Raw genomic sequence first — 20048 nt, 5'->3', positions numbered from 1 at the left:
GCGCCCGGAGCGGAGCCGGGAAGCGCGCCCGGCGGAGCGGAGCGCAGCCGGGGCTTGATGAGGTAGAGAAACTCGTAACAGCTCAGGCGTGGCCGGTCGCGTAGGAGCATGGCTCGTGGCCTGAGCGCCTGGCCTGGCGGCGAGTTGATGTCAGGCGGAAGCCTTGCCAGTGGTGCTGAGGAGCCGACTGGTGAAGCCTTCGCGGCAGAGCCGCTCGAACGCCTGACGTACGTCCTCCGGCACCGGCTGGCTGATCATGAACCCTTGCTCCGGGTAGATCAGCAAGCGCTGAAGGGCGCCCACCAGCATGTCGATGACCAGTCGCGCATCCCGGATGGAATCGACGTACTCGTCGAACGTCATCGGGGTAGAGGCGCTAACCACCTCAACCTCTGGCCAGAGCTTGCGAGCCGTCGCGTACGAGCGCCTCTCCTCATACGGCTTGCTGATCAGAAGCACGGAGGACACGTCCACTCCGGCCTTTTCGAGCAGGGCTTTGGACAAGCGGATGTTCTCACCCGTGTTGCGAGCGTGCTGTTCCACGAGCACCGCAGAGCTGGGGACACCGAGTTCAAGAGCCCGCTCGCGGTAGTGGACAGCCTCGCCCCTCGGCATGCGTTCTCGCGTCGTGGGGCTGGTAGCTCCCGTGAACACAAGCAGTGGAGCCATGCCGCGCTTGTACAGATCCACTGCCGTATCGGCCACACCCAGGTCGTGGCTGCCCAGGCCAATCGCGACAGAGCACGGCCGCGGGGTGTGGCCCATCTGGTGGTAGTCCCACAGGCGTCGTGCGTCGGCCCGTGCCTGTGTCGAGATCATTACTGTCCCTTCTCGCCCTTCGCTGAGTCCGGAACCTTGAACTCGTATTCCCAGGCGAAGCGCGAAGCCGCGTGAACACCGATGGCGAACTCGACCACTGTGCCAGATGCCGTGTAGGTCGTTCGATGCAGCTCGACCACCGGTTCACCCGGCGGTAGTTGTAGGAGCTTCGCCTCGTCGGACGTGGGGGCCCGGGCGAAGAGCCGCTCCTTCATGTGGTCGATCTCGTACCCGGCGTCGTACAGCACCCGGAAGCCGCCGCCTTTGCCGGCCGGACCCGGTGTCGGGTCCACCAGCCTGGTGCCCTCGACATGCTCGGGTCGGTAGTAGCTGGTCAGGGTGTGCGTCGGCTGGTCGCCTTCCTTCACCAGTCGCGCTCGCGCGTACACCTCTGCCCCTTCAGGCAGGCCGTGTGCGGCTGCGACTGCTGGCGGGGCTTCGATGAGGCTGACCGTCTGAGACTGCTCATTTCGGCGGTAGCTGCGCCCGGAGGCCACGCGGTCCGCGATGAACGCGACCTCGTCGCCGTCTCGCCACTTGGCCTTGTCGTACCGGGCGATGCCGAGCCGCTTGAGCGGCACCTGTTGCCGTACGACGGTGCCGTGCCCCCGAGACGAGGTCACCAGGCCCTCGACCTCAAGAGCCTTGTAGGCCGCATGGACGGTGGACTTTGAGCCCTCGCCCTCTGCGACTAGCTCCCTGATCTGCGGAAGCTGCTGGCCTGGTGCGTACTCGCCCCTTTTGATCTGCTCAGCCAGCTTGTCCGCCAGCTCTCGCCACTTGGGCGTCATCGCGTGACTCCTCTCTTCGCGACCAGTCAAACACAGTCCCAGGACTGTTGACAGTCCCAGGACTGCGTGCCACTGTTTCCTCAGGCGCTCGCAGTCCTAGGACTGCGAACCGGAGGGCCCTTTTTGGGCTGCTCCAAACGCATCGACTCAGGGAGTGATTCATGCCGTCGTTCAAGATCGACGTTTCCACCGCCGTGGTGTTCGTGGCCACCGCCCCGACGCCGAAGCTTGTCAACCAGAAGACTGGAGAGCGCGCCATGGACCGGGAGACCGGTGCGGGCCTGTCGACCGTGGGCCTGCTGGTCTCGGACGAGGGGGAGGGCAACCTCTACCAGGTCACGATCCCGGAGACGGGTATCCCGGAGGGCCTGGCGCCGGGGCTGCCGGTGAAGGTGATCGGCTTGAAGGCCCGTGACTGGGAGAACGAGTTCAACGGCCAGAAGCGCCACGGCATCTCGTTCCGCGCGGTCGCGATCACCCCGGCGGCCTGACCATGACCGACCTGACGATGTGGCTGGAGGCCACGGGAGCCTTAGCCGGTGCCGGTGGTCTCGGCTACGCGAAGGTACGCGCCCCGCGCGTGTACTGGGCGCTGGTCGGCATGCCGGTCACATGGGGCCGCTTCCTCCTCTCGTACCGCTCGACCATGGACGTGTGCGGCCTGACGGTGCAGCCCTCGGGTCTGCGGGCGTTCATGACGCGCAACGTCGCCCGCCGCGAGGTGCAGCCGGTTCCGCCGAAGATCCGCCGGGTTCGGGGCACCTCGACCGGCCTGCGGGTCACCCTGCGGCTCCCGGCCGGTCTGGAACCCGCCGACCTGATCGCCACCTCGGAACGGCTGCGCCACGCCTGGGGCGTGCACTCGGTGGCCGTGGCGGAGACCAAGCCGGGGTACGTCGAGCTGCGCATGACCGGCTATGACGTGCTGCGCCGGGTGCGGATGCCGCGCAAGGCACGTCCCCGCGACATGGTCGTGCCGGTCGCACTGCGGGAGGACGGGACCGCCTTCGAGCGGGACTATCGCAAGGCGCCGATGGCGCTCACTCTGGGCGCGAACCACTCGGGCAAGTCGATGTACCAGCGCAACCTGATCAAGGGGCTCGCGCAACTGCCGGTGGCTCTGGTCGGCATCGACTGCAAGCGCGGGGTGGAACAGACCGCCTACGGGCCTCGTCTCTCGGCACTGGCCACCACTCCGGACGAGTCTGCCTCGCTGCTGGGTGTCTTGGTGGCGGAGATGGAAAACCGCTTCGACCTGCTGAAGACGCACGGCGTCTCCGACATGTGGGAGCTGTCCGCCGCGCTCCGGCCGGTGCCGGTCGTCGTCCTCGTGGACGAGGTGGCAGAGCTGTTCCTGATCTCCTCCAAGAAAGATGAGGAACGCCGCGAGCGGATCGTCACCACGCTGATTCGGCTGGCGCAGATGGCTCGCGCGGTCGGCATCCACCTGGAGATCTGCGGGCAGCGCTTCGGTTCCGACCTGGGCAAGGGCGCCACCATGCTCCGTGCCCAGCTCACCGGCCGGGTGGTGCACCGGGTCAACGACAAGCAGACCGCCGAGATGGGTCTGAACGACGTGGCCCCCGACGCGGTCGCGGTCGCCAGCCTCATCCCGATGGAACGCCCCGGGACGGCGGTCGCGGCGGACGCCTCCGGTGGCTGGTCGAAGATCCGCACCCCCGACACGTCTCGCGACGAGGTGGCAGCGGTCTGCCGGGCCTTCGCTCACCTGGTCCCGGACTTCCCCGCCCTCGAACCCTTCCGCCCCTACGTGCCCGCCGATATGCCGGCCGTTGGCCCCTCGCTGGTCAAGGCCCGGCCGGTCACTGACTGACCCCCGAAGGGAGGTGTCCTCCATGCCTCGCTCGATCCGTCCGGACGCGGTTTTGGTCCAGGCCGTCATCGCCGGTGCGCTGTCCTTCGCCCACCTGCACGACCTGGCCGCAGCCGCCGGACAGACCGGCTGGAAAGCCTGGGCCTACCCCGTCTCCGTGGACTTGCTGCTTGTCGCTGCCTGGCGTCGGCTGCGCACGGCCCGCCGGGACCGCTCGGCCTGGATCTGGTTCGTCATCGCACTGTTCGCCTCGCTCGGCGCGAACGTCGCCACCGCCGGGCTCCTCGACCTCGACGCCGTGCCCGCCTGGCTGTGCATCCTCGTCGCTGGCTGGCCCGCCCTGGCGTTCCTGGGCGGAACGCTCCTGGTGCACTCGCCCACCGAAACGACCGCTCCGCCCGAGCAACTGGTGAACGACGAACCCGCCGCACCGGAAGTCGAGATGCACCGCACCGACGAACCCGACCCCGTTCCCGAGACGGCTCCCGTACCGGCACCGGAGCTGACGGCCGCACCGCCGAAGCCGCCTACCAGCACGCCAGCGGTCCCGGCCGCCCTGCTCGACCACGCCCGGAAGATCGCTGACGCACACCGGGCCTCCACCGGCTCACCGATACCCGCGGCTGACCTGTCCGCCCGGCTCGGCCTGCCCACTCCGATGACCGACGCGATCACCGCCGAACTCCAACTCACCTGACCAGGAAGGAGAAACACCCGTGAGCGCTTACCGCCGCTTCCGCGACCGCCTCCGCATCGGCCCCGTCCAGGTCGCCACGTACTACGACGCCCGGGGCCGCGACATGCACACGGCTGCCTGCACCGCCCCCGGCTGTGGCTTCTCCGCCGACTACACCAGCCGCGCCGCCGCCGAACTCGCCGCCCGCACCCACCGCTGCAAGGCCTGACAGGAGACCGCCATGGACGTTCCGCTCTGGCTCGCGCTGCTCGTCGTCGGCTTCCTCGGCATCAAGCTCGTCCGCCCGCCGTGGTGGCTGGTCGCCGTGCTCCTCCTCGGCGGCTACCTCGTCGCGGACAGCATCCTCGGCCCCGCCGTCGGCGCGGTCGTCAAGTAACCCACGAAGGGACACCGCCCGTGTTCACCCCGAAGTACCCGACCCAGGACACCGCTCCGGCCGTCGCCGCCAACATGCCGGCACCCACCGCTCCCGCCCCGACTCCGGTCGTCCCGGCCTCGAACCGGCCGACCGTCCAGCTCGCCCCGGGCAGCGCGCTCGCCCTCGCCGCGGGCGGTGGTGCCGTGGTCCTGGTCGTCGGCGCCGTCCTGGTCTCGATGCTCCTGGCCGTGGCCATCACGGGCATCTCCGTCGCCGTGGTCGCCGTCGTCCTGCGCTTGCTGCTCAAGGATCTCGACAAGCAGCGCTGACGGCCCCCGGAGCGGCCTCGGTCGCCAAACTTCCGCCGCTCCGGGCGCCTGCACCACTTCCAGATCCAACGGACCCGAAAGGGAAGCCTCATCATGCACCAGCACGCCCCGACCAAGCGCGTCTGCCGCGTCTGCGACGGCTTCGCCGCTGCTGTGATCACCACCGGAGCCCGCCACCGCGACGGCACCCGCGCCACACTCCGTGTCACCTGCCCGGCCTGCAAGGGCACCGGCCACACCACCCCCGCCACGGCGCCCGCGCTCCACCGCGTCGGGAGGTGAAACGTACGTGACTGACACCGCCACCATGGCGGGCCTGGACCCGGCCACCCTCGCCGACGTGCTGAGGGTGGCCGGGTCTGATGGCTTCGACCGCATCCAAGACCAGATCCGCCGTACAGGCGGCTGCTCCGACCCGATCCACCTGCAAGGCTCCACCGTCACCCGCGACGCGTTCACCGGGCAGGTGCTGCATTCCTACTCCACCGACGCTGAGCCCGGCGGCCGTCTCCGGGTCGCCTGCGGCAACCGCCGCGCCTCGCGCTGCCCGTCCTGCGCCTGGACCTACGCGGGCGACACCTACCACCTGATCCGCGCTGGGCTGGTCGGGGACCCGGCCAAGGGAACCCCGGAAACGATCCGCGATCACCCGAGGGTCTTCGCGACCCTCACCGCGCCGTCGTTCGGCCGGGTCCACAACCGGCCCGGCAACCGGCCGTGCGCCTGCGGCATCCGCCACCAGGAGGACGCGCCTGAACTCGGCACGGCCCTTGATCCGGCCACGTACGACTACGCGGGCGCGGTGCTGTGGAACAACCACGCTTCCGAGCTGTGGCGCTACTTCACGATCTACCTGCGCCGAGAGATCGCCCGCCGCGCTGGCCTGACCCAGAAGGCTGCCCACGAACAATCCCGGGTCTCCTTCGGCAAGGTCGCGGAGTACCAGAAGCGCGGGGCCGTGCACTTCCACGCCGTGATCCGCTTCGACGGACCCGAGGGCCCCGACTCCCCGCCTCCGTCCTGGGCCACCCTCGACCTGCTCACCGACGCCATCCACGCCGCCGCTAACCGCGTCGCGGTCGACGTACCGCCCGCCGGAGAGCAGCCCGCCCGCACCCTTCGCTGGGGCACCCAGCTCGACGTACAGCCCATCGGAGCCTTCGGAAACGGCGAAGACATCACCGAACAGGCCGTCGCCTCCTACGTCGCCAAGTACGCCACCAAGGCCGCTGAGACCACCGGCACCGTGGATCGCCGCATCGGCAACAAAGAGGCCCTGGTCCTACTCGAAGTCCCCGACCACCCCGCCCGGTTGATCGCAGCCTGCCTCGACCTCCACGCGCTCTACCCGGACCGAAAGCTGCGGGACTGGGCCCACATGCTCGGCTTCCGCGGCCACTTCTCCAGCAAGTCCCGCCGCTACTCCACCACCCTCGGCGCCCTGCGACAGGTCCGCGCCGACTACCGCGCCGCCCAGCAACGCGAAGCCCTCGGCCTACCCGTCCCCGACGACACTCCAGAGACAACCACCCTTGTCCTCGCTCACTGGACCTATGCCGGTCACGGCCACACCCCCGGCGAATCCTGGCTTGCTGCCAACATCCGCCGCGACATCCAGCACAACCGAGAGACCGCCCGCGAGGAACTACCCGGCCAGCTCAGCGACGAAAGGGAGTGGTGATATGGCCTCCGCTCTGCCGACCCGCTTCCTGACGCCCGAGGACCTGGTCGAGATGTTCGAGCTGCCGAGCGTCGAGACGGTCTACCAGTGGCGCCGCAAGCGCACCGGCCCCCGCGGCTTCCGTGTCGGCCGGCACCTGCGCTTCGACCCCAATGACGTACGGGCCTGGGTCGACTCCCAGCTTGGGGAGGCCGCCTGATGGCTGGTCACATTCAGGATCGTTGGTACAAGACCGAACCGGGTCCGGACGGCAAGCCGGTAAGGGTCAAGACCGAGCGCTACGGCAACGGGCTCCGCTACCGGGCCCGGTACGTCGGACCGGACGGCACCGAGAAGAGCAAGTCCTTCCCGGACCGTCAAAAGCGCCGGGCGGAAGAGTGGTTGGCCGAGACTGCTGCCGACATGTCCCGTGGTCAGTACGTCGATCCCAGGGCTGCCCAGACCACCTTCCAGCAGTACGCGGAACGCTGGATCGCCGGGCAGACGACCGACCTGAACACACGCATCGGAGCAGAAACCCGCCTTCGGCTGCACGCCTTCCCTCGTATCGGGGCGCGTCCGCTCGGGTCCTTCCGTCCGGTCCACATCCGCGAGTTCGTTCGCGACCTGGAGAACGACTCGATAGGCGGCACCTACGCCCGCAACATCTACGCCAACGTCCGCGCGGTGCTGTCGGCCGCAGTGGATGACGGCCACCTCGCCCGGAACCCGTGCTCGGCCGCGTCCGTCCGCCCGCCCGCCGTCTCCACTGCCCGGGTCGTGCCCTGGCTCCCGTCCCAAGTGCGTGCGGTCCGCGACGCCCTGCCCGAGCGCTACCAGGCCATGGTCGACGTCGGCAGCGGCTGCGGCCTCCGACAGGGCGAGATCATCGGTCTGGCCGAAGACACCTTGCAGCTCGACAGCGACACCCTTCGGGTCACCGCTCAGGTCAAGCTGATCCGGGGCGTCGCGGTCTTCGCTCCGCCCAAGGGCAACAAGGAGCGTGACGTACCGCTGCCGTCCTCGGTGGCCTCCGCGCTGCGGCGGCACATGAAGAGTCATCCGCCCGTGGGCATCAAGCTGCCATGGGGCAGGCCTGACGGCCCGCTCACCGAACGGCGCCTGATCTTCACCAACACGGCCGACGGAATCGTCTGGCGAAGCAACTTCAACATCCAGGAGTGGAAGCCAGCCCTTGCGGCGGCCGGCCTCATCCCGACGCCGGAGCCGGGCAAGCCGTACGCCTCCGCTCGGCAGCACGGAATACACGCGCTGCGCCACTTCTACGCCTCGGTCCTCCTGGACGCGGGCGAGAGCATCAAGGCCGTGAGCGAATACCTCGGGCACTCCGACCCGGCGATGACGCTGCGCGTGTACGCCCACCTAATGCCCAGCAGCACCGAGCGCGCCCGCCGCGCCCTGGACGGTGTCTTCGGCACGGCTCAGGAGCCCTGACGGCCCAGGGACGGCCCAGCGGGCATAAGACGGCCCCCTACTGGCGACAACATCGCTGGTAGGGGGCTTCTTCGTGCCCGGATCACATCAGTTCTCCGGGCTTAGGCATGGCCGTACCAGTGTCGCAGATCAACTCCGGTTGCCCGGGCCGGAGTGGGGGTGGGGGCGGTCACTTGCGGGTTGCGTCGGTCAGCGTTGGTCGGCTTCGTATAGCCCGGGGCAGGCGCAGGCCCACCAGCCACCCCGAGGGGAAGTCGGATGACACCCTGCCGCTCCGCGAGTCCAGCTGCGCCGCGGATAGCGCCAGCGGCCTGCTGGAATGAGGCCTGCCTGCAAAGATGAGCGGACCATCACACGAAACGGGGGGGCGAGCATGCTCGTACTCATACTGTCAGTCGTCGTTCTGCTCATCATCGGTGGCTGCGTCTGCGTCTACTGGGCAGCCCGGGGCGACGCCCCCCGCTGGGCACGTGGGGTGGCCAAGGCGACGCTGCTCGGCAGCGAACTGGCCCGCAGCGCGAGCCGGGGTTCCGGCACCCAGCGCAGCGACGGGGACGACTAGGGTCCGTCTGGAGAACGGAGTCCTGCGCCGATCGTCTCCAAGGAAAGGGGCCCCGTGGTTCTCAAGTGCGCCTTCCTCGTGATGTGGGCGCTCTGCGGCCTGTGCGTTCTCTTCAAGCTGCGGCAGAACGGCTGGAAGGTCCCCCGACGGCGCTGACCCCAGGAGCCGCGGGAGGAAGGGGCGCCCCTACACGCCCGTCCGCTCCAGCCGGTCCTTGAGGAGCTGCTCGTTGCGTGGGAGTTCCTTGCGGACCTGGGGGCGTACGACCAGCGGGACCAGGACCTTGCCCATGCCGTGGCCCTCGAAGTCGATGTCGATCGTGACGTGCGAGCGGCGGCCCTGGTCGTAGGGCTCGACCTCGCCGTGCACCTGCGCCCGGACAGGGCCGTCGACGCCGCGCATGCCCCAGCTGTGCGGCGGGTCGTACTCGGTGACCTCCATGGTCATCGGCATGACGCGACGGCCTACGTGCCGGGTCACCCGGACCTTCGAGCCGATGCCGACAGGGCCCTCGTCGAGACGCTCCGCGGACACGGCGCTCAGCTGCCACTCCGGCATGTGCCCGGCGTCCATGACGTACTGGTAGACCTCCTCGGGACGGCGGTCGACGTCGATGCTCTCTCGGATGATGGCCATGATGGCCTCCTTTGGGAGATACATCTGAATCGTCCCACTTCGGTCCCTCAGGGTCTCCCCGAGACGCCGGAGAGCCCCCGCCCGGTCGGGCGGGGGCTCTCCGGCAGAGCAGGTCGGATCAGCCGGACCCGACGAACAGCACGAGCAGCAGCCACACCACCGGAGCCGTGGGCAGCAGCGAGTCGAGCCGGTCCATGATGCCGCCGTGCCCCGGCAGCAGCGTGCCCATGTCCTTGATGCCGAGGTCCCGCTTGATCATGGACTCGCCGAGGTCGCCCAGCGTGGCGGTGACCGCGACCGCGACCCCCAGCACCAGTCCCTGCCACCAGGCACCGTCGTCGATGAGGAACTGCATGCACAGGGCCCCCGCGACCATGGCGAAGGAGACCGCGCCGAGCAGGCCCTCCCGGGTCTTGCCGGGGCTGATGCGCGGGGCGAGCTTGTGCCGGCCGAACCGCCAGCCGACGGCGTACGCCCCGGTGTCGCTGACGACCGTCAGCAGCAGGAAGGTGAGCACCCGCTGCGGCCCGTCGTCCGCGGTCAGCATCATCGCGACGAAGGTCGCCAGGAACGGCACGTAGAACGCCGCGAAGACGCCCGCGGTGACGTCCCTCAGGTAGCCCTCGGGCGGTTCGGTCATGCGCCAGACCAGGACGGCCAGTGCCGTGAGCGCCATCGCCACCCACGCGCCCTCGGCGCCCCGGACGTACCCGGCGACGACCATCGCGGCACCACCGAGCGCGAGCGGCACGATCGGCGCCCGGATGCCTTTGCGCTCCTCCAGCCGCTTGGTCAGCTCCCACAGGCCCACCACCACGGCCACCGCGACGACACCGACGAACACGGCCTTGACGACGAACAGCGAGGCGACGATCACCACCCCGAGCCCGACACCGACGCCTATCGCGGCACTCAGGTCGCGACCCGCGCTCTTCTTCGGCGGCTTGGGCGCCGGCTGCGAGGCGTCGGGCATGGGCTCCGGATTCGTGTCGTTTCGGACCGGGGTGCCACTCAGGCGAGCAGCTCCCCGGTCGTCATCCTGGTTTCCGCCGAATTCGGTCACGTCGGGCACGATGGGCATGGGGCGAGTCTGAGGCGCTTCATACGCATCGTATGCGGGACCCGCCGGAGCGGCCCCTTGGACGTGCCCTTGGCCATGGCCCTGGACGTGCCCGTGACCATGCCCGTGGTCGGTGGGCCCCCAGTACCCGGCCTGTGGCGGCGCCCCCCAGGAAGAGTCGTTCATCAGACCTCGAGCAGCTCCGCTTCCTTGTGCTTCAGGAGCTCGTCCACCTGCGCGACGTACTTCGCGGTGGTGTCGTCGAGCTCCTTCTCCGCACGGCGGCCCTCGTCCTCGCCGACCTCGCCGTCCTTGATCAGCTTGTCGATGGCTTCCTTGGCCTTGCGGCGCACGGAGCGGATCGAGATCTTCGCGTCCTCGCCCTTGCCCTTGGCGACCTTGATGTACTCGCGGCGGCGCTCCTCGGTGAGCTCGGGGAACACCACACGGATGATGTTGCCGTCGTTGCTCGGGTTGACGCCCAGGTCGGAGTCGCGGATCGCCTGCTCGATGTTGCGCAGCGCGCTCTTGTCGAACGGGGTCACCACGGCCATGCGCGGCTCGGGCACGGAGAACGAGGCCAGCTGGTTGATCGGCGTCGGCGCGCCGTAGTAGTCGGCCACGATCTTGTTGAACATCGCCGGGTGCGCACGGCCGGTGCGGATCGCGGCGAAGTCCTCCTTGGCGACCACGACGGCCTTCTCCATCTTCTCCTCGGCCTCGAGGAGGGTCTCTTCGATCACCACTTGCTCCTGCGTGTCTTGAGTAGGCCCGGCTGCGGTTCCATGTGGGGCGGCGGCCGGCTGCGTCGCGTCTTCTTCTGAACGGTTCCCGACCGGCGGGACATTGTCCATCCCCCGGCCCGGCCCCGTCCCGTCCGTCCCCCGGACGGGGTTGTACCCGGGGTGTCAGTCCCGGCTGCCGGGGTCCCCCACCAGCGTGCCGATCTTCTCACCCTTGACGGCACGTCCGATGTTGCCCTCCGCCAGCAGCTCGAAGACCACGATCGGGAGCTTGTTGTCGCGGCACAGGGTCACGGCCGTGGCGTCGGCGACCTTCAGGTCGCGCGTGATGACCTCGCCGTAGCCGAGGTGATCGAACTTCACCGCGTCCGGGTTGGTCTTCGGGTCGGAGTCGTAGACCCCGTCCACGCCGTTCTTGCCCATCAGCAGCGCCTCGGCGTCGATCTCCAGGGCACGCTGGGCGGCGGTGGTGTCGGTGGAGAAGTACGGCATGCCCATCCCGGCGCCGAAGATGACCACACGGCCCTTCTCCAGGTGCCGTACGGCGCGCAGCGGGATGTACGGCTCGGCGACCTGGCCCATGGTGATGGCGGTCTGCACCCGGCAGTCCACGCCCACCTTCTCCAGGAAGTCCTGGAGGGCGAGGCAGTTCATGACCGTGCCGAGCATGCCCATGTAGTCGGAGCGGGCCCGGTCCATGCCGCGCTGCTGGAGTTCGGCACCGCGGAAGAAGTTGCCGCCGCCGATGACGATCGCGATCTCCGCGCCGTCGCGCACGACGGCCGCGATCTCGCGGGCGATCTTGTGCACCACGTCGGGGTCGACGCCAAGGCCGCCGCCACCGGAGAAGGCCTCTCCGGACAGCTTCAGCAGAAACCGGCCGCGCACTTTGCCGTCGTCGCTCTTCTGGGCCTTGGTGGTCATGGGGGATCCCGCCTCTTTCACGTGTTGCACATACCAAGAAGGCCATTGCCGGTGGGGCGTGTTTCGCATCCCATACGGCAATGGCCTCCTCGTCAGATCTGCTGTCGTCCGCCACTGGTGTGACGGCGTACGCGGACGACTGCTGTCGACCCTATCGGGGTCGGGCGTCGAGCGCGGTACGGACTCAGATGCCGACCTTGATGCGCGAAAAGCGCTTCAGGGTGACACCGGCCTCGTCCAGAACCTTCTGGACGGACTTCTTGTTGTCGAGCGCGTACGGCTGGCCGAGCAGCGTGGCGTCCTTGAAGAAGCCGTTGAGGCGACCCTCGACGATCTTCGGCAGGGCGGCCTCGGGCTTGCCCTCGGCGCGGGTGGTCTCCTCGGCGACGCGGCGCTCGGACTCGACGACCTCGGCCGGCACGTCCTCCTTGGAGAGGTACTTCGGCGCGAAGGCGGCGATGTGCTGGGCGACGCCCTTGGCGATCTCGGCGTTCGGCTTGTCCAGCTCGACGAGGACACCGATCTGCGGGGGCAGGTCGGGCATCGTGCGGTGCATGTACGCCGTCACGTAGCCGTCGGCGAACTGCGCGAAGCGGTCCAGGACGATCTTCTCGCCCAGGTTGGCGTTGGCCTCGTCGACGAACGCCTGGACGGTCTTGCCGGCCTCGATCTCGGAGCCGAGCAGGGCCTCGAGGTCGGCCGGGGAGGTCTTGGCGACGTGCTCGGCGATGGTCTTGGCCACGGCCTGGAACTTGTCACCCTTGGCGACGAAGTCCGTCTCGCACTTCAGCTCGACGAGGACACCGGAGGAGTTGTCGTCGGCAATGATCGAGACGACGGCACCGTTCTCGGCGGAACGGCCCTCGCGCTTGGCGACGCCCTTCTGGCCCTTGATGCGGAGCGCCTCGACGGCCTTCTCGACGTTGCCCTCGGCCTCGTCCAGCGCCTTCTTGCAGTCCATCATGCCGGCGCCCGTGAGCTCACGGAGCTTCTTGACGTCGGCGGCGGTGTAGTTCGCCATGAGTCTGTGAATCTCTCTCGAAGTCTGGAAGATCGAAGATCTGCGGATGCGCTCCATGGAGCAGGAGCGCGCTGTCCTTCCGCTGACCTACGGGTGAACGGCGGGAGCGGACTTCACCGCGCCGAGGGCGCTGGTGTAAGCAGTACCGCTCCCGCCGTCACCACGGGACTGACGGGGTCAGGCCTGCTCGGCCTCGGCCGGCTTGTCGCCCTCGGCCGGCTTCTCGGCCTCGGCGGCGGGGGCCTCGGCCGGCTTCTCGGCCTCAGCGGCGGGGGCCTCGGCCGGCTTCTCGGCCTCGGCGGCCGGAGCAGCCTCAGCGGCGGGGGCGGCCTCGTCGGCCTTCTTCTCGCCCTCGAGCAGGTCGCGCTCCCACGCGGCCAGCGGCTCGCCCGCGGCCTTGTCGCCCTTGCCCTCGGTGGCGACACCGCTGCGGGCGATGAGGCCCTCGGCGACGGCGTCGGCGATGACGCGGGTGAGCAGGGTGACGGAGCGGATCGCGTCGTCGTTGCCCGGGATCTTGTAGTCGACCTCGTCGGGGTCGCAGTTGGTGTCGAGGATCGCGACGACCGGGATGTTCAGCTTCCGGGCCTCACCAACGGCGATGTGCTCCTTCTTGGTGTCCACGATCCAGACGGCGCTGGGCACCTTCTGCATCTCGCGGATACCGCCGAGGGTCTTCTCCAGCTTGGCCTTCTCGCGCGAGAGCACGAGAAGCTCCTTCTTGGTCAGACCCGACGCGGCGACGTCCTCGAAGTCGATCTGCTCGAGCTCCTTGAGGCGCTGCAGACGCTTGTAGACGGTCGAGAAGTTGGTGAGCATGCCGCCCAGCCAGCGCTGGTTGACGTAGGGCATGCCGACGCGGGTGGCCTGCTCGGCGATGGCCTCCTGCGCCTGCTTCTTCGTGCCGACGAACATGACCGTGCCGCCGTGGGCGACGGTCTCCTTGACGAACTCGAAGGCGCGGTCGATGTACGACAGCGACTGGAGCAGGTCGATGATGTAGATGCCGTTGCGCTCCGTGAAGATGAAGCGCTTCATCTTCGGGTTCCAACGACGGGTCTGGTGACCGAAGTGGACGCCGCTCTCCAGCAGCTCCCGCATCGTGACGACGGCCATGGCCGTATCTCCTTGAATTTCTCGGTTGTGCCGCGGATGCCGGACGGCTTCCGCGCCTGACGCCCACTGCGCGCCGTTCCACGAGGGACCGAGGGGCGCTGATACGGCCCGTTGCCGGGGTGCGTATCGGGGCGTGCGAAGTCGACCCGATGACTCGGATCGCCACCAGAAGTGTACGGGACCCGCGGGGTGCCGGGTGACGCCGTTGTCCACAACCGGCGGGTGATCCACAGCCGGGGGCCATGAGGGGCGCTGGTCCGGGACGCTCTTCCCATGCGAATGAACCGGTGTGTCCGCGTGTGTACGCGTCTGATCCTGCTGCTGCTCCTCACAGTGTGGGCCTTGCTGGCCCCACCGCCGCGGCTGCTCGCGGCGGGCTCTCCCCTCGGTGACCCCGCCGTGCCGGCGGTCGGCCGCGCCTGGCCCGTCGGCCTGCGCCCTCCGGTGCTGCGCGGCTGGGAGCCCCCGGCGACGGTCTACGGCCGGGGCCACCGGGGCGTGGACCTGGCGGCCGCAGCGGGAACGCCGGTGCGGGCGGTGGCGGCGGGCCGGGTCTCCTTCGCGGGCAGGGTGGCCGGAAAGGGAGTGGTCTCGGTGGAGCTGACGGGCACCGGCGACCCGCCCCTGCGCACGACCTACGAGCCGGTGATGGCGTCGGTGGAGGAGGGCGACGAGGTGGAACCAGGCGAGGTGATGGGCACGGTGGACGCGAGCGGGTCGCATTGCACGGCTACGTGTGTGCACTGGGGCTTGCGGCGCGGAGAGACCTATCTGAACCCCCTGCCCCTCCTGCCACCGTGGTTGCTCAGCCGGGGCCCGTCCAGACTGCTGCCGGTGTACTGACCCCGCTGCGGGCAATCGTGCCGCCGGGGCGACGGGTGTCCCCGGCTCCGGCTCCCTGCTCGAGCGAAGCCGAGAGCCTGGGTGTGGGTGGGCGCGGCGCACCCCGCTCCGCCGGGCTGTGGGCCCACCCGCCCCGGGCGCGGACGCGGCTCAGCCCCGCACACCCCGCAGCGCCATGGACACCGCCGCATCCGCGATCGTCGCGGGCTCCTCCGCCGCCCCCAGCTCGATCCTGCGCACGGCCGCGTCCACCACTCCCTGCACCAGCATCGCCGCGAGCCGGGGCTGCTCGTGACCCAGCTCGCCCAGCGCCTCGACGATCATCGCGACCAGCCCGCCGTGCGCCGCCCGGATCTTCTCCCGCGCTCCCGCGTCGAGTTCACTCGCGGAGATCGCGACCACGGCGCGGTGCCGCCGGTCCCCGACCAGCTCCAACTGCTGCCGCACATACGCCTCGACCTTGGCCTCGGCCGTCTCCGCGCGCTCCATCGCCGCCGACACGTCCGCGGCCCAGACCGGGAAGTCGACCTCGCACAGCTCCTCGACCACGGCTGCCCGTGACCGGAAGTACTCGTAGACGGACGAGCGCGCGAGGCCCGTCCGCTCGGCGAGGGCCGGGAAGGTCAGCGCCTCCGTACCGCCCTCGGACAACAAGGAACGAGCCGCGTCCAGCAGGGCGGCTCGCTGCATCGACCGGTGCTCGGCCACGGAGGCCGCTCGAATCCTTGGCACGTCAACACTGTACGGACGCGCCCCGCCGCACGGGAGTGGTTGAGGCCGACCCGAGGCCGTCCGGCCAGGTCAGCGGCCGAAGCTCGCCAGTTTCGCTCTCAGCTGCAGCACCGACTTGGTGTGGATCTGACTGACCCGGCTCTCGGTCACACCCAGCACGTTCCCGATCTCGGCCAGGGTGAGGCCCTCGTAGTAGTACAGCGTGACCACGGTCTTCTCCCGGTCGGGCAGCGTGTTGATCGCCCGTGCCAGGAACCTCCTCAGCTCCCGGTCCTCGGCGACCTCGACGGGATTGTCGGCGGCGGTGTCCTCCAGCGTGTCCATGACGCTGAGCCCGTCGCCGCCCTCACCGCCGCCGTGCAGCAGCTCCTCCAGGGCCACCACGTTGGCCAGCGACAACTGGCTGAACACCGCGTGCAGTTCCTCGACGGCGATGCCCATCTCGCCGGCCACCTCGCCCTCGGTCGGCGTCCGCCGCAGCCGCGCCTCCAGCGTGGCGTACGCCCGCTCCACGTTGCGCGCCTTCTGCCGCACCGAACGGGGGATCCAGTCCAGCGCTCGCAGCTCGTCGATCATCGCGCCGCGGATCCGGGTGATCGCGTAGGTCTCGAACTTGATCTCCCGGTCGATGTCGAACTTCTCGATCGCGTCGATGAGCCCGAACACCCCGGACGAGACGAAGTCCGCCTGCTCCACGTTGGACGGCAGGCCCACGCTGACCCGCCCCGCCACGTACTTCACGAGCGGCGAGTAGTGCAGGATCAACTGTTCCCGCAGCCGCTCGTCCCCCGTCGCCTTGTACGACCGCCACAGCTCGTCGAGCGTCGAGGGAGCGGGCGGCCGCACGCTGCCACCGTCACGGGCGGCTGGGGGGATCGCCGCCCGGTCGGACCCGGAGGTGTGCTGGGGCATTCGTCGCCTTGTGCCGTTCTGCTGCGAAGTGGTGCTGCCGGGGTGAGCTGTCTGTCTGATGTCGAGTTGCCTGTCCGTGTCGGGATCCTCGCGAGCGTAGCGTGACTGCGGTGTCGCGGTGTGCGAAGGGCAAAGGCCGGGGCGGGCGCAGATACGTTCCTCGGGACGCCCCCGCGGGGTGACGCGGTCGCTCGGTGTGATCACCGCAAGGCCCCAACTGGGCGCATTTCCAAGGGATGTCGGGGTTCCCCCGGACGGCCGAACACAGACCGTCAGCACGGCCCGCGAGCGTCCCGGACCGACATCACCGCCTGGCGTGTCAACTTCCAGCCGTCGCCATGTCGTTCGACGTAACCGAGTGCTCGGAGTTCGTACAGTCTCGCGATCGCGTCGTCCGGTGCGGTCTGTGCGGAGCGCGCGATCTCGTCGGGCGCTGCTGTGCCGCGTCCCGGCAACGCGTCGAGCACCTGCCGGGCGGACGGCTCCAGCAGGTCCCGGGGCAGGACGGGCCCTCGCCGGTCGGGGGCCAGCTCTCCCATGCCGCCGACCAGTTCCACGACGTCCGCGACGTCGGTGACCAGGGCGGCCTCCCCGCGCAGCAGATCGTGCACCCCGGCGGAGAGGGCGCTGGTGGCCGGGCCCGGCACGCCCATCGTGTGCCGGCCGAGGCGCTGTGCCGCCCGCGCGGTGACCAGGGAGCCGCTGCGGTGGGCCGCCTCGACGACGACCGTGCCGCGGGTGAGCGCGGCGATCACTCTGTTGCGCAGGATGAAGCGGCTCGGCGTGGGGTGATCCCCGGGTGGCAACTCGCCGATCACCAGCCCCTGTTCGGCGATTCTGCCGATCAGCTGGGTGTGGCCGCGGGGGTAGGGCCGGTCGACGCCGCAGGCGAGGACGGCGACGGTGGCGCCGCCGGCTCCGAGGGCTCCGCGATGGGCGGCACCGTCGACTCCGTAGGCGCCGCCCGACACCACGACCCAGCCCCGCTCGGCGAGCCCGGCGGCGAGGGTGGCGGCCATGTGTGCCCCGTACTCGGTGCAGGCCCGGGCACCGACCACGGCGACCGACTTCAGCGCCCACATGCGCAGACCGGCCCGCCCACGCACCCACAGCCCCAAGGGCCGGGCGTCCCCGAGATCGTCGAGCTGCCCCGGCCACTCCGCGTCCCCGGGGCACACGAACCGCACGCCGGCGGCCCGGGCGGCCTCCAGATCACGGCGTGGCCGGGCGGCCTCGGCCCTGGCCACCAGCCCGGCCCACCGCTTCCCGCTCGCCCCCGGCAGAGCGGCCCCGCCGTCCGCCAGCCGCCGGACCACCTCCCGGACCCCGAACTCCCGCACCCACCGCCCGCCGACCTCGTCCCCGGGCTCGATGACCCGGGTGAGAAGGACCCGGCAGAGCAGGTCGTCGTCCGGCCAGTCGACGAGGCTCACGTCAGCGCCCCGATGGCCATGGGTACGCCGCGCGGTACACCGGTGCGCAGCTGGAGTGCGAGGGCGACGTCCATGGCGTTGGGCCGGTCGTGGCCGACGAGGTCCGCGACGGTCCAGGCCACGCGCAGGACGCGGTCGAGGCCGCGGGCGGTCAGGACGCCTCGTTCCAGGCTTCGCTCGGCCTCGTCCATCGCGCCGGGCAAGGCGTGCCACCGGCTGCGCAGCTCCCGGCCGGGCATCTCGCTGTTCGTGCGCCAGGGGGTCCCGACGAGGCGCTCCGCGGCTCGTTCCCGGGCTGCTCGGACCCGGTCGGCGACCGTCGCGGTCGATTCACCCCGGGCGGCGGAAGCAGTCAGCTGGGAGCGGGTGACGCGATCCACCTCGACGCGCAGATCGACCCGGTCGAGCAGCGGACCGGAAAGCCTCGCTTGATAGCGGCGGATGGCCGAGGGCGGGCATTCACACAGGTCATCCCGTTGGGAGAAGCGGCCGCACGGGCAGGGGTTGGCCGCGAGCACCATGAGGAATTTGGCCGGGAAGCGCACGACACCCGCACTGCGAGCGATCACCACATGCCCTGCCTCCAGTGGCTGGCGCAGGGCGTCCAGGGCCTGGCTGTTGAATTCCGGTGTCTCGTCCAGGAACAGCACTCCGCGGTGGGAAAGGGACACCGCTCCGGGCCGTGCGATGCCCGGGCCGCCGCCGACGAGCGCTTGCATCGTGGCGGAGTGGTGCGGAGCGCAGTAGGGCGCGACGTCGATCAACGGCTTGCCGGGAGGCAGCAGGCCCGCGACCGAGTGGACCGCCGTGACCTCCAGCGACTCCTGTCGGCCGAGCCGGGGCAGGATGGCCGGCAGCCGTTCGGCGAGCATCGTCTTGCCGGCGCCGGGCGGCCCTTCGAGGAAAAGGTGATGCCCACCCGCTGCGGCCACCTCCACAGCCGTGCGCGCCGAGGTCTGCCCGACGACATCCGCCAGATCGTGACCGTGGTCGTGCTGGGCCGCGCCGACGCTGTGCATGCCCGTGGCCGCGCCCGTGCCCGGCATCCGGAGGCCGGCGAGGAGCGGATCCGGGCGGCCCAGTTCGACCTGTTCCTCGTCGGGCACGGGCTCGTCGGCCAGGACGGCGATCAGCTGCCGCAGACTGCGCACGCCCAGCACCGACACCCCGGGCACGAGGGACGCCTCAGCGGCCGCACACTCCGGCACCACCACCTGCTCGTACCCCGCCTCGGCCGCCGCCAGCACCGCCGGCAGCACCCCCCGCACCGGCCGGACCCGCCCGTCCAGCCCCAGTTCGCCGATCATCACGATGTCGGCCAGGACCCTCGGGTCGACGCGCTCCGCCGCGCCGAGGACCGCCGCCGCGACGGCCAGGTCGAAGCCGCTGCCGGACTTCGGGACCGAGGCCGGGCTCAGGCCGACGGTGAGTTTCTTCTGGGGCCAGGCCGCGCCCGAGTTGACGACCGCGGCGCGCACCCGGTCCTTGCTCTCCGTGAGGCTCTTGTCGGGCAGCCCCACCAGCGTGAAGGCCGCGACGCCGGGTTCGAGGTCGGCCTGGACCTCGACGACGACGCCCTCCACGCCGACCAGCGCCACCGAACACGTACGGGCGAATGCCATTCAGGCCACCCCCCGCACATGTTCGACCACGGCGGCTCCGCGGGCCGGCAGCAGCACGCCGACCACGTCGATGCGGACCCCGCCGGGCGGTGCGCCCCCGTGTGTCTGGATCCACCGCTCGGCCAGGCCCCGCAGCCGCTCCGCCTTCTGCGGGGTCACGGCCGCCATCGGATGCTGGAAGGGACCCTCCCTGCGGGTCTTCACCTCGCAGACGACCAGGACGTCCCCGTCCCTGGCCACGATGTCGATCTCGCCGGTCCGGCCGGAGCGCCAGTTGCGCTCCAGGACCGTCAGACCGGCCTCGGCCAGCCGCCGTGCGGCCAGGCCCTCTCCGTACCTTCCCATGGCACTGCGTGCCAGATGTGCGGTCATGTCGGCACCACCTCCGGCGCCAACGATCACGCACCCGTCCCCACGAAGTGGATCTTGGTGGACGGCTCAGCGACTGTGGAAAACCCCGCCACCCACAGGGGTGACCGAGACCCCACCACTCGCGCGCCC

25 protein-coding genes are annotated in these 20048 nt (G+C 70.1%); 12 read left to right on the top strand and 13 right to left on the bottom strand.

What is annotated here, in order from left to right:
- Positions 1-150 precede the first annotated feature (150 nt).
- Both ABTX60_RS11920 and ABTX60_RS11915 read right to left on the bottom strand, forming a co-directional pair.
- A complete protein-coding gene (locus ABTX60_RS11920; RefSeq protein ID WP_352096928.1) occupies positions 151-819 on the bottom strand; it encodes a YdcF family protein in 669 nt (222 codons plus the stop codon).
- On the bottom strand, positions 819-1610 hold the full coding sequence (locus ABTX60_RS11915) for a GntR family transcriptional regulator (RefSeq protein WP_352096927.1): 792 nt from the start codon (positions 1608-1610) through the stop codon (positions 819-821). Before ABTX60_RS11915 ends, ABTX60_RS11920 begins: the two co-directional genes overlap by 1 nt.
- Positions 1611-1771: 161 nt before the next feature.
- Between ABTX60_RS11915 and ABTX60_RS11910 the strand changes: the two genes are divergently transcribed.
- The 11 genes from ABTX60_RS11910 (at position 1772) to ABTX60_RS11860 (ending at position 8505) form a co-directional block, all read left to right on the top strand.
- On the top strand, positions 1772-2101 hold the full coding sequence (locus tag ABTX60_RS11910; protein WP_352096926.1) for an SCO3933 family regulatory protein: 330 nt from the start codon (positions 1772-1774) through the stop codon (positions 2099-2101).
- Between the two features lie 2 nt (positions 2102-2103).
- On the top strand, positions 2104-3444 hold the full coding sequence (locus ABTX60_RS11905) for an FtsK/SpoIIIE domain-containing protein (RefSeq protein ID WP_352096925.1): 1341 nt from the start codon (positions 2104-2106) through the stop codon (positions 3442-3444).
- Positions 3445-3466: 22 nt separating this feature from the next.
- Positions 3467-4141 (top strand): DUF2637 domain-containing protein, encoded by a 675-nt coding sequence (locus tag ABTX60_RS11900; protein ID WP_352096924.1) that lies wholly within the window; start codon positions 3467-3469, stop codon positions 4139-4141.
- A 19-nt stretch (positions 4142-4160) separates the two neighbouring features.
- Positions 4161-4349 (top strand): mobile element transfer protein, encoded by a 189-nt coding sequence (locus ABTX60_RS11895; RefSeq protein ID WP_097221057.1) that lies wholly within the window; start codon positions 4161-4163, stop codon positions 4347-4349.
- 12 nt (positions 4350-4361) lie between these two features.
- Positions 4362-4517, top strand: a complete 156-nt coding sequence (locus tag ABTX60_RS11890) for a hypothetical protein (RefSeq protein ID WP_097221055.1) — start codon at positions 4362-4364, stop codon at positions 4515-4517.
- 20 nt (positions 4518-4537) lie between these two features.
- Positions 4538-4828, top strand: a complete 291-nt coding sequence (locus tag ABTX60_RS11885) for a SpdD protein (protein WP_502992309.1) — start codon at positions 4538-4540, stop codon at positions 4826-4828.
- A gap of 93 nt (positions 4829-4921) precedes the next feature.
- On the top strand, positions 4922-5110 hold the full coding sequence (locus ABTX60_RS11880; RefSeq protein ID WP_352096923.1) for a hypothetical protein: 189 nt from the start codon (positions 4922-4924) through the stop codon (positions 5108-5110).
- 7 nt (positions 5111-5117) lie between these two features.
- Positions 5118-6509: a replication initiator protein RepSA gene (repSA, locus tag ABTX60_RS11875; RefSeq protein WP_352096922.1), complete on the top strand. Its 1392-nt coding sequence runs from the start codon at positions 5118-5120 to the stop codon at positions 6507-6509.
- A 1-nt stretch (position 6510) separates the two neighbouring features.
- Entirely contained in the window at positions 6511-6708 is a 198-nt protein-coding gene (locus tag ABTX60_RS11870) for a helix-turn-helix transcriptional regulator (protein WP_097221050.1), read from the top strand.
- Entirely contained in the window at positions 6708-7943 is a 1236-nt protein-coding gene (locus tag ABTX60_RS11865; RefSeq protein WP_352096921.1) for a tyrosine-type recombinase/integrase, read from the top strand. The genes ABTX60_RS11870 and ABTX60_RS11865 overlap by 1 nt, the downstream gene beginning before the upstream one ends.
- Positions 7944-8316: 373 nt before the next feature.
- Complete coding sequence (locus ABTX60_RS11860) at positions 8317-8505, top strand: hypothetical protein (RefSeq protein WP_352096920.1); 189 nt, start codon at positions 8317-8319, stop codon at positions 8503-8505.
- Between the two features lie 186 nt (positions 8506-8691).
- On the opposite strand, the gene ABTX60_RS11855 is transcribed toward ABTX60_RS11860, so the two are convergent.
- The 6 genes from ABTX60_RS11855 to rpsB form a co-directional block, all read right to left on the bottom strand.
- Complete coding sequence (locus ABTX60_RS11855; protein ID WP_352096919.1) at positions 8692-9141, bottom strand: SRPBCC family protein; 450 nt, start codon at positions 9139-9141, stop codon at positions 8692-8694.
- Between the two features lie 118 nt (positions 9142-9259).
- Entirely contained in the window at positions 9260-10387 is a 1128-nt protein-coding gene (locus ABTX60_RS11850; protein WP_352096918.1) for a phosphatidate cytidylyltransferase, read from the bottom strand.
- Positions 10387-10944 (bottom strand): ribosome recycling factor, encoded by a 558-nt coding sequence (frr, locus tag ABTX60_RS11845; protein WP_006136598.1) that lies wholly within the window; start codon positions 10942-10944, stop codon positions 10387-10389. The genes ABTX60_RS11850 and frr overlap by 1 nt, the downstream gene beginning before the upstream one ends.
- Positions 10945-11109: 165 nt before the next feature.
- Positions 11110-11868 (bottom strand): UMP kinase, encoded by a 759-nt coding sequence (pyrH, locus tag ABTX60_RS11840; RefSeq protein WP_030852122.1) that lies wholly within the window; start codon positions 11866-11868, stop codon positions 11110-11112.
- 184 nt (positions 11869-12052) lie between these two features.
- Entirely contained in the window at positions 12053-12889 is an 837-nt protein-coding gene (tsf, locus tag ABTX60_RS11835) for a translation elongation factor Ts (RefSeq protein ID WP_352096917.1), read from the bottom strand.
- Positions 12890-13066: 177 nt separating this feature from the next.
- Positions 13067-14005 (bottom strand): 30S ribosomal protein S2, encoded by a 939-nt coding sequence (rpsB, locus tag ABTX60_RS11830; protein WP_352096916.1) that lies wholly within the window; start codon positions 14003-14005, stop codon positions 13067-13069.
- Positions 14006-14278: 273 nt separating this feature from the next.
- Between rpsB and ABTX60_RS11825 the strand changes: the two genes are divergently transcribed.
- Positions 14279-14848: a M23 family metallopeptidase gene (locus ABTX60_RS11825; protein WP_352096915.1), complete on the top strand. Its 570-nt coding sequence runs from the start codon at positions 14279-14281 to the stop codon at positions 14846-14848.
- Between the two features lie 150 nt (positions 14849-14998).
- On the opposite strand, the gene ABTX60_RS11820 is transcribed toward ABTX60_RS11825, so the two are convergent.
- The 5 genes from ABTX60_RS11820 to ABTX60_RS11800 form a co-directional block, all read right to left on the bottom strand.
- Positions 14999-15556, bottom strand: a complete 558-nt coding sequence (locus ABTX60_RS11820) for a TetR/AcrR family transcriptional regulator (protein ID WP_352097033.1) — start codon at positions 15554-15556, stop codon at positions 14999-15001.
- 93 nt (positions 15557-15649) lie between these two features.
- Positions 15650-16492 carry an RNA polymerase sigma factor WhiG gene (gene whiG, locus ABTX60_RS11815; protein ID WP_053668728.1) on the bottom strand — a complete coding sequence of 281 codons (843 nt, stop codon included), beginning with the start codon at positions 16490-16492 and terminating at the stop codon, positions 15650-15652.
- Positions 16493-16764: 272 nt separating this feature from the next.
- A complete protein-coding gene (dprA, locus tag ABTX60_RS11810; RefSeq protein ID WP_352096914.1) occupies positions 16765-17925 on the bottom strand; it encodes a DNA-processing protein DprA in 1161 nt (386 codons plus the stop codon).
- Positions 17922-19547 carry a YifB family Mg chelatase-like AAA ATPase gene (locus ABTX60_RS11805; RefSeq protein ID WP_352096913.1) on the bottom strand — a complete coding sequence of 542 codons (1626 nt, stop codon included), beginning with the start codon at positions 19545-19547 and terminating at the stop codon, positions 17922-17924. The genes dprA and ABTX60_RS11805 overlap by 4 nt, the downstream gene beginning before the upstream one ends.
- Complete coding sequence (locus ABTX60_RS11800; RefSeq protein ID WP_352096912.1) at positions 19548-19949, bottom strand: YraN family protein; 402 nt, start codon at positions 19947-19949, stop codon at positions 19548-19550.
- Positions 19950-20048: the final 99 nt, after the last annotated feature.

Source organism: Streptomyces sp. NPDC126510 (assembly GCF_040302345.1).
GTDB lineage: Bacteria > Actinomycetota > Actinomycetes > Streptomycetales > Streptomycetaceae > Streptomyces.
This window is presented reverse-complemented; position numbering and strand designations above follow the sequence as displayed.

Coding starts and splice junctions, on each gene's coding strand:
- ABTX60_RS11890 (WP_097221055.1), top strand. CDS start 4,362: ATGGACGTTCCGCTCTGGCTCGCGCTGCTCGTCGTCGGCTTCCTCGGC.
- rpsB (WP_352096916.1), bottom strand. CDS start 14,005: ATGGCCGTCGTCACGATGCGGGAGCTGCTGGAGAGCGGCGTCCACTTC.
- ABTX60_RS11865 (WP_352096921.1), top strand. CDS start 6,708: ATGGCTGGTCACATTCAGGATCGTTGGTACAAGACCGAACCGGGTCCG.
- ABTX60_RS11915 (WP_352096927.1), bottom strand. CDS start 1,610: ATGACGCCCAAGTGGCGAGAGCTGGCGGACAAGCTGGCTGAGCAGATC.
- ABTX60_RS11825 (WP_352096915.1), top strand. CDS start 14,279: ATGCGAATGAACCGGTGTGTCCGCGTGTGTACGCGTCTGATCCTGCTG.
- ABTX60_RS11900 (WP_352096924.1), top strand. CDS start 3,467: ATGCCTCGCTCGATCCGTCCGGACGCGGTTTTGGTCCAGGCCGTCATC.
- ABTX60_RS11920 (WP_352096928.1), bottom strand. CDS start 819: ATGATCTCGACACAGGCACGGGCCGACGCACGACGCCTGTGGGACTAC.
- whiG (WP_053668728.1), bottom strand. CDS start 16,492: ATGCCCCAGCACACCTCCGGGTCCGACCGGGCGGCGATCCCCCCAGCC.
- pyrH (WP_030852122.1), bottom strand. CDS start 11,868: ATGACCACCAAGGCCCAGAAGAGCGACGACGGCAAAGTGCGCGGCCGG.
- ABTX60_RS11855 (WP_352096919.1), bottom strand. CDS start 9,141: ATGGCCATCATCCGAGAGAGCATCGACGTCGACCGCCGTCCCGAGGAG.
- ABTX60_RS11860 (WP_352096920.1), top strand. CDS start 8,317: ATGCTCGTACTCATACTGTCAGTCGTCGTTCTGCTCATCATCGGTGGC.
- ABTX60_RS11870 (WP_097221050.1), top strand. CDS start 6,511: ATGGCCTCCGCTCTGCCGACCCGCTTCCTGACGCCCGAGGACCTGGTC.
- tsf (WP_352096917.1), bottom strand. CDS start 12,889: ATGGCGAACTACACCGCCGCCGACGTCAAGAAGCTCCGTGAGCTCACG.
- ABTX60_RS11910 (WP_352096926.1), top strand. CDS start 1,772: ATGCCGTCGTTCAAGATCGACGTTTCCACCGCCGTGGTGTTCGTGGCC.
- ABTX60_RS11805 (WP_352096913.1), bottom strand. CDS start 19,547: ATGGCATTCGCCCGTACGTGTTCGGTGGCGCTGGTCGGCGTGGAGGGC.
- ABTX60_RS11850 (WP_352096918.1), bottom strand. CDS start 10,387: ATGAACGACTCTTCCTGGGGGGCGCCGCCACAGGCCGGGTACTGGGGG.
- ABTX60_RS11905 (WP_352096925.1), top strand. CDS start 2,104: ATGACCGACCTGACGATGTGGCTGGAGGCCACGGGAGCCTTAGCCGGT.
- ABTX60_RS11880 (WP_352096923.1), top strand. CDS start 4,922: ATGCACCAGCACGCCCCGACCAAGCGCGTCTGCCGCGTCTGCGACGGC.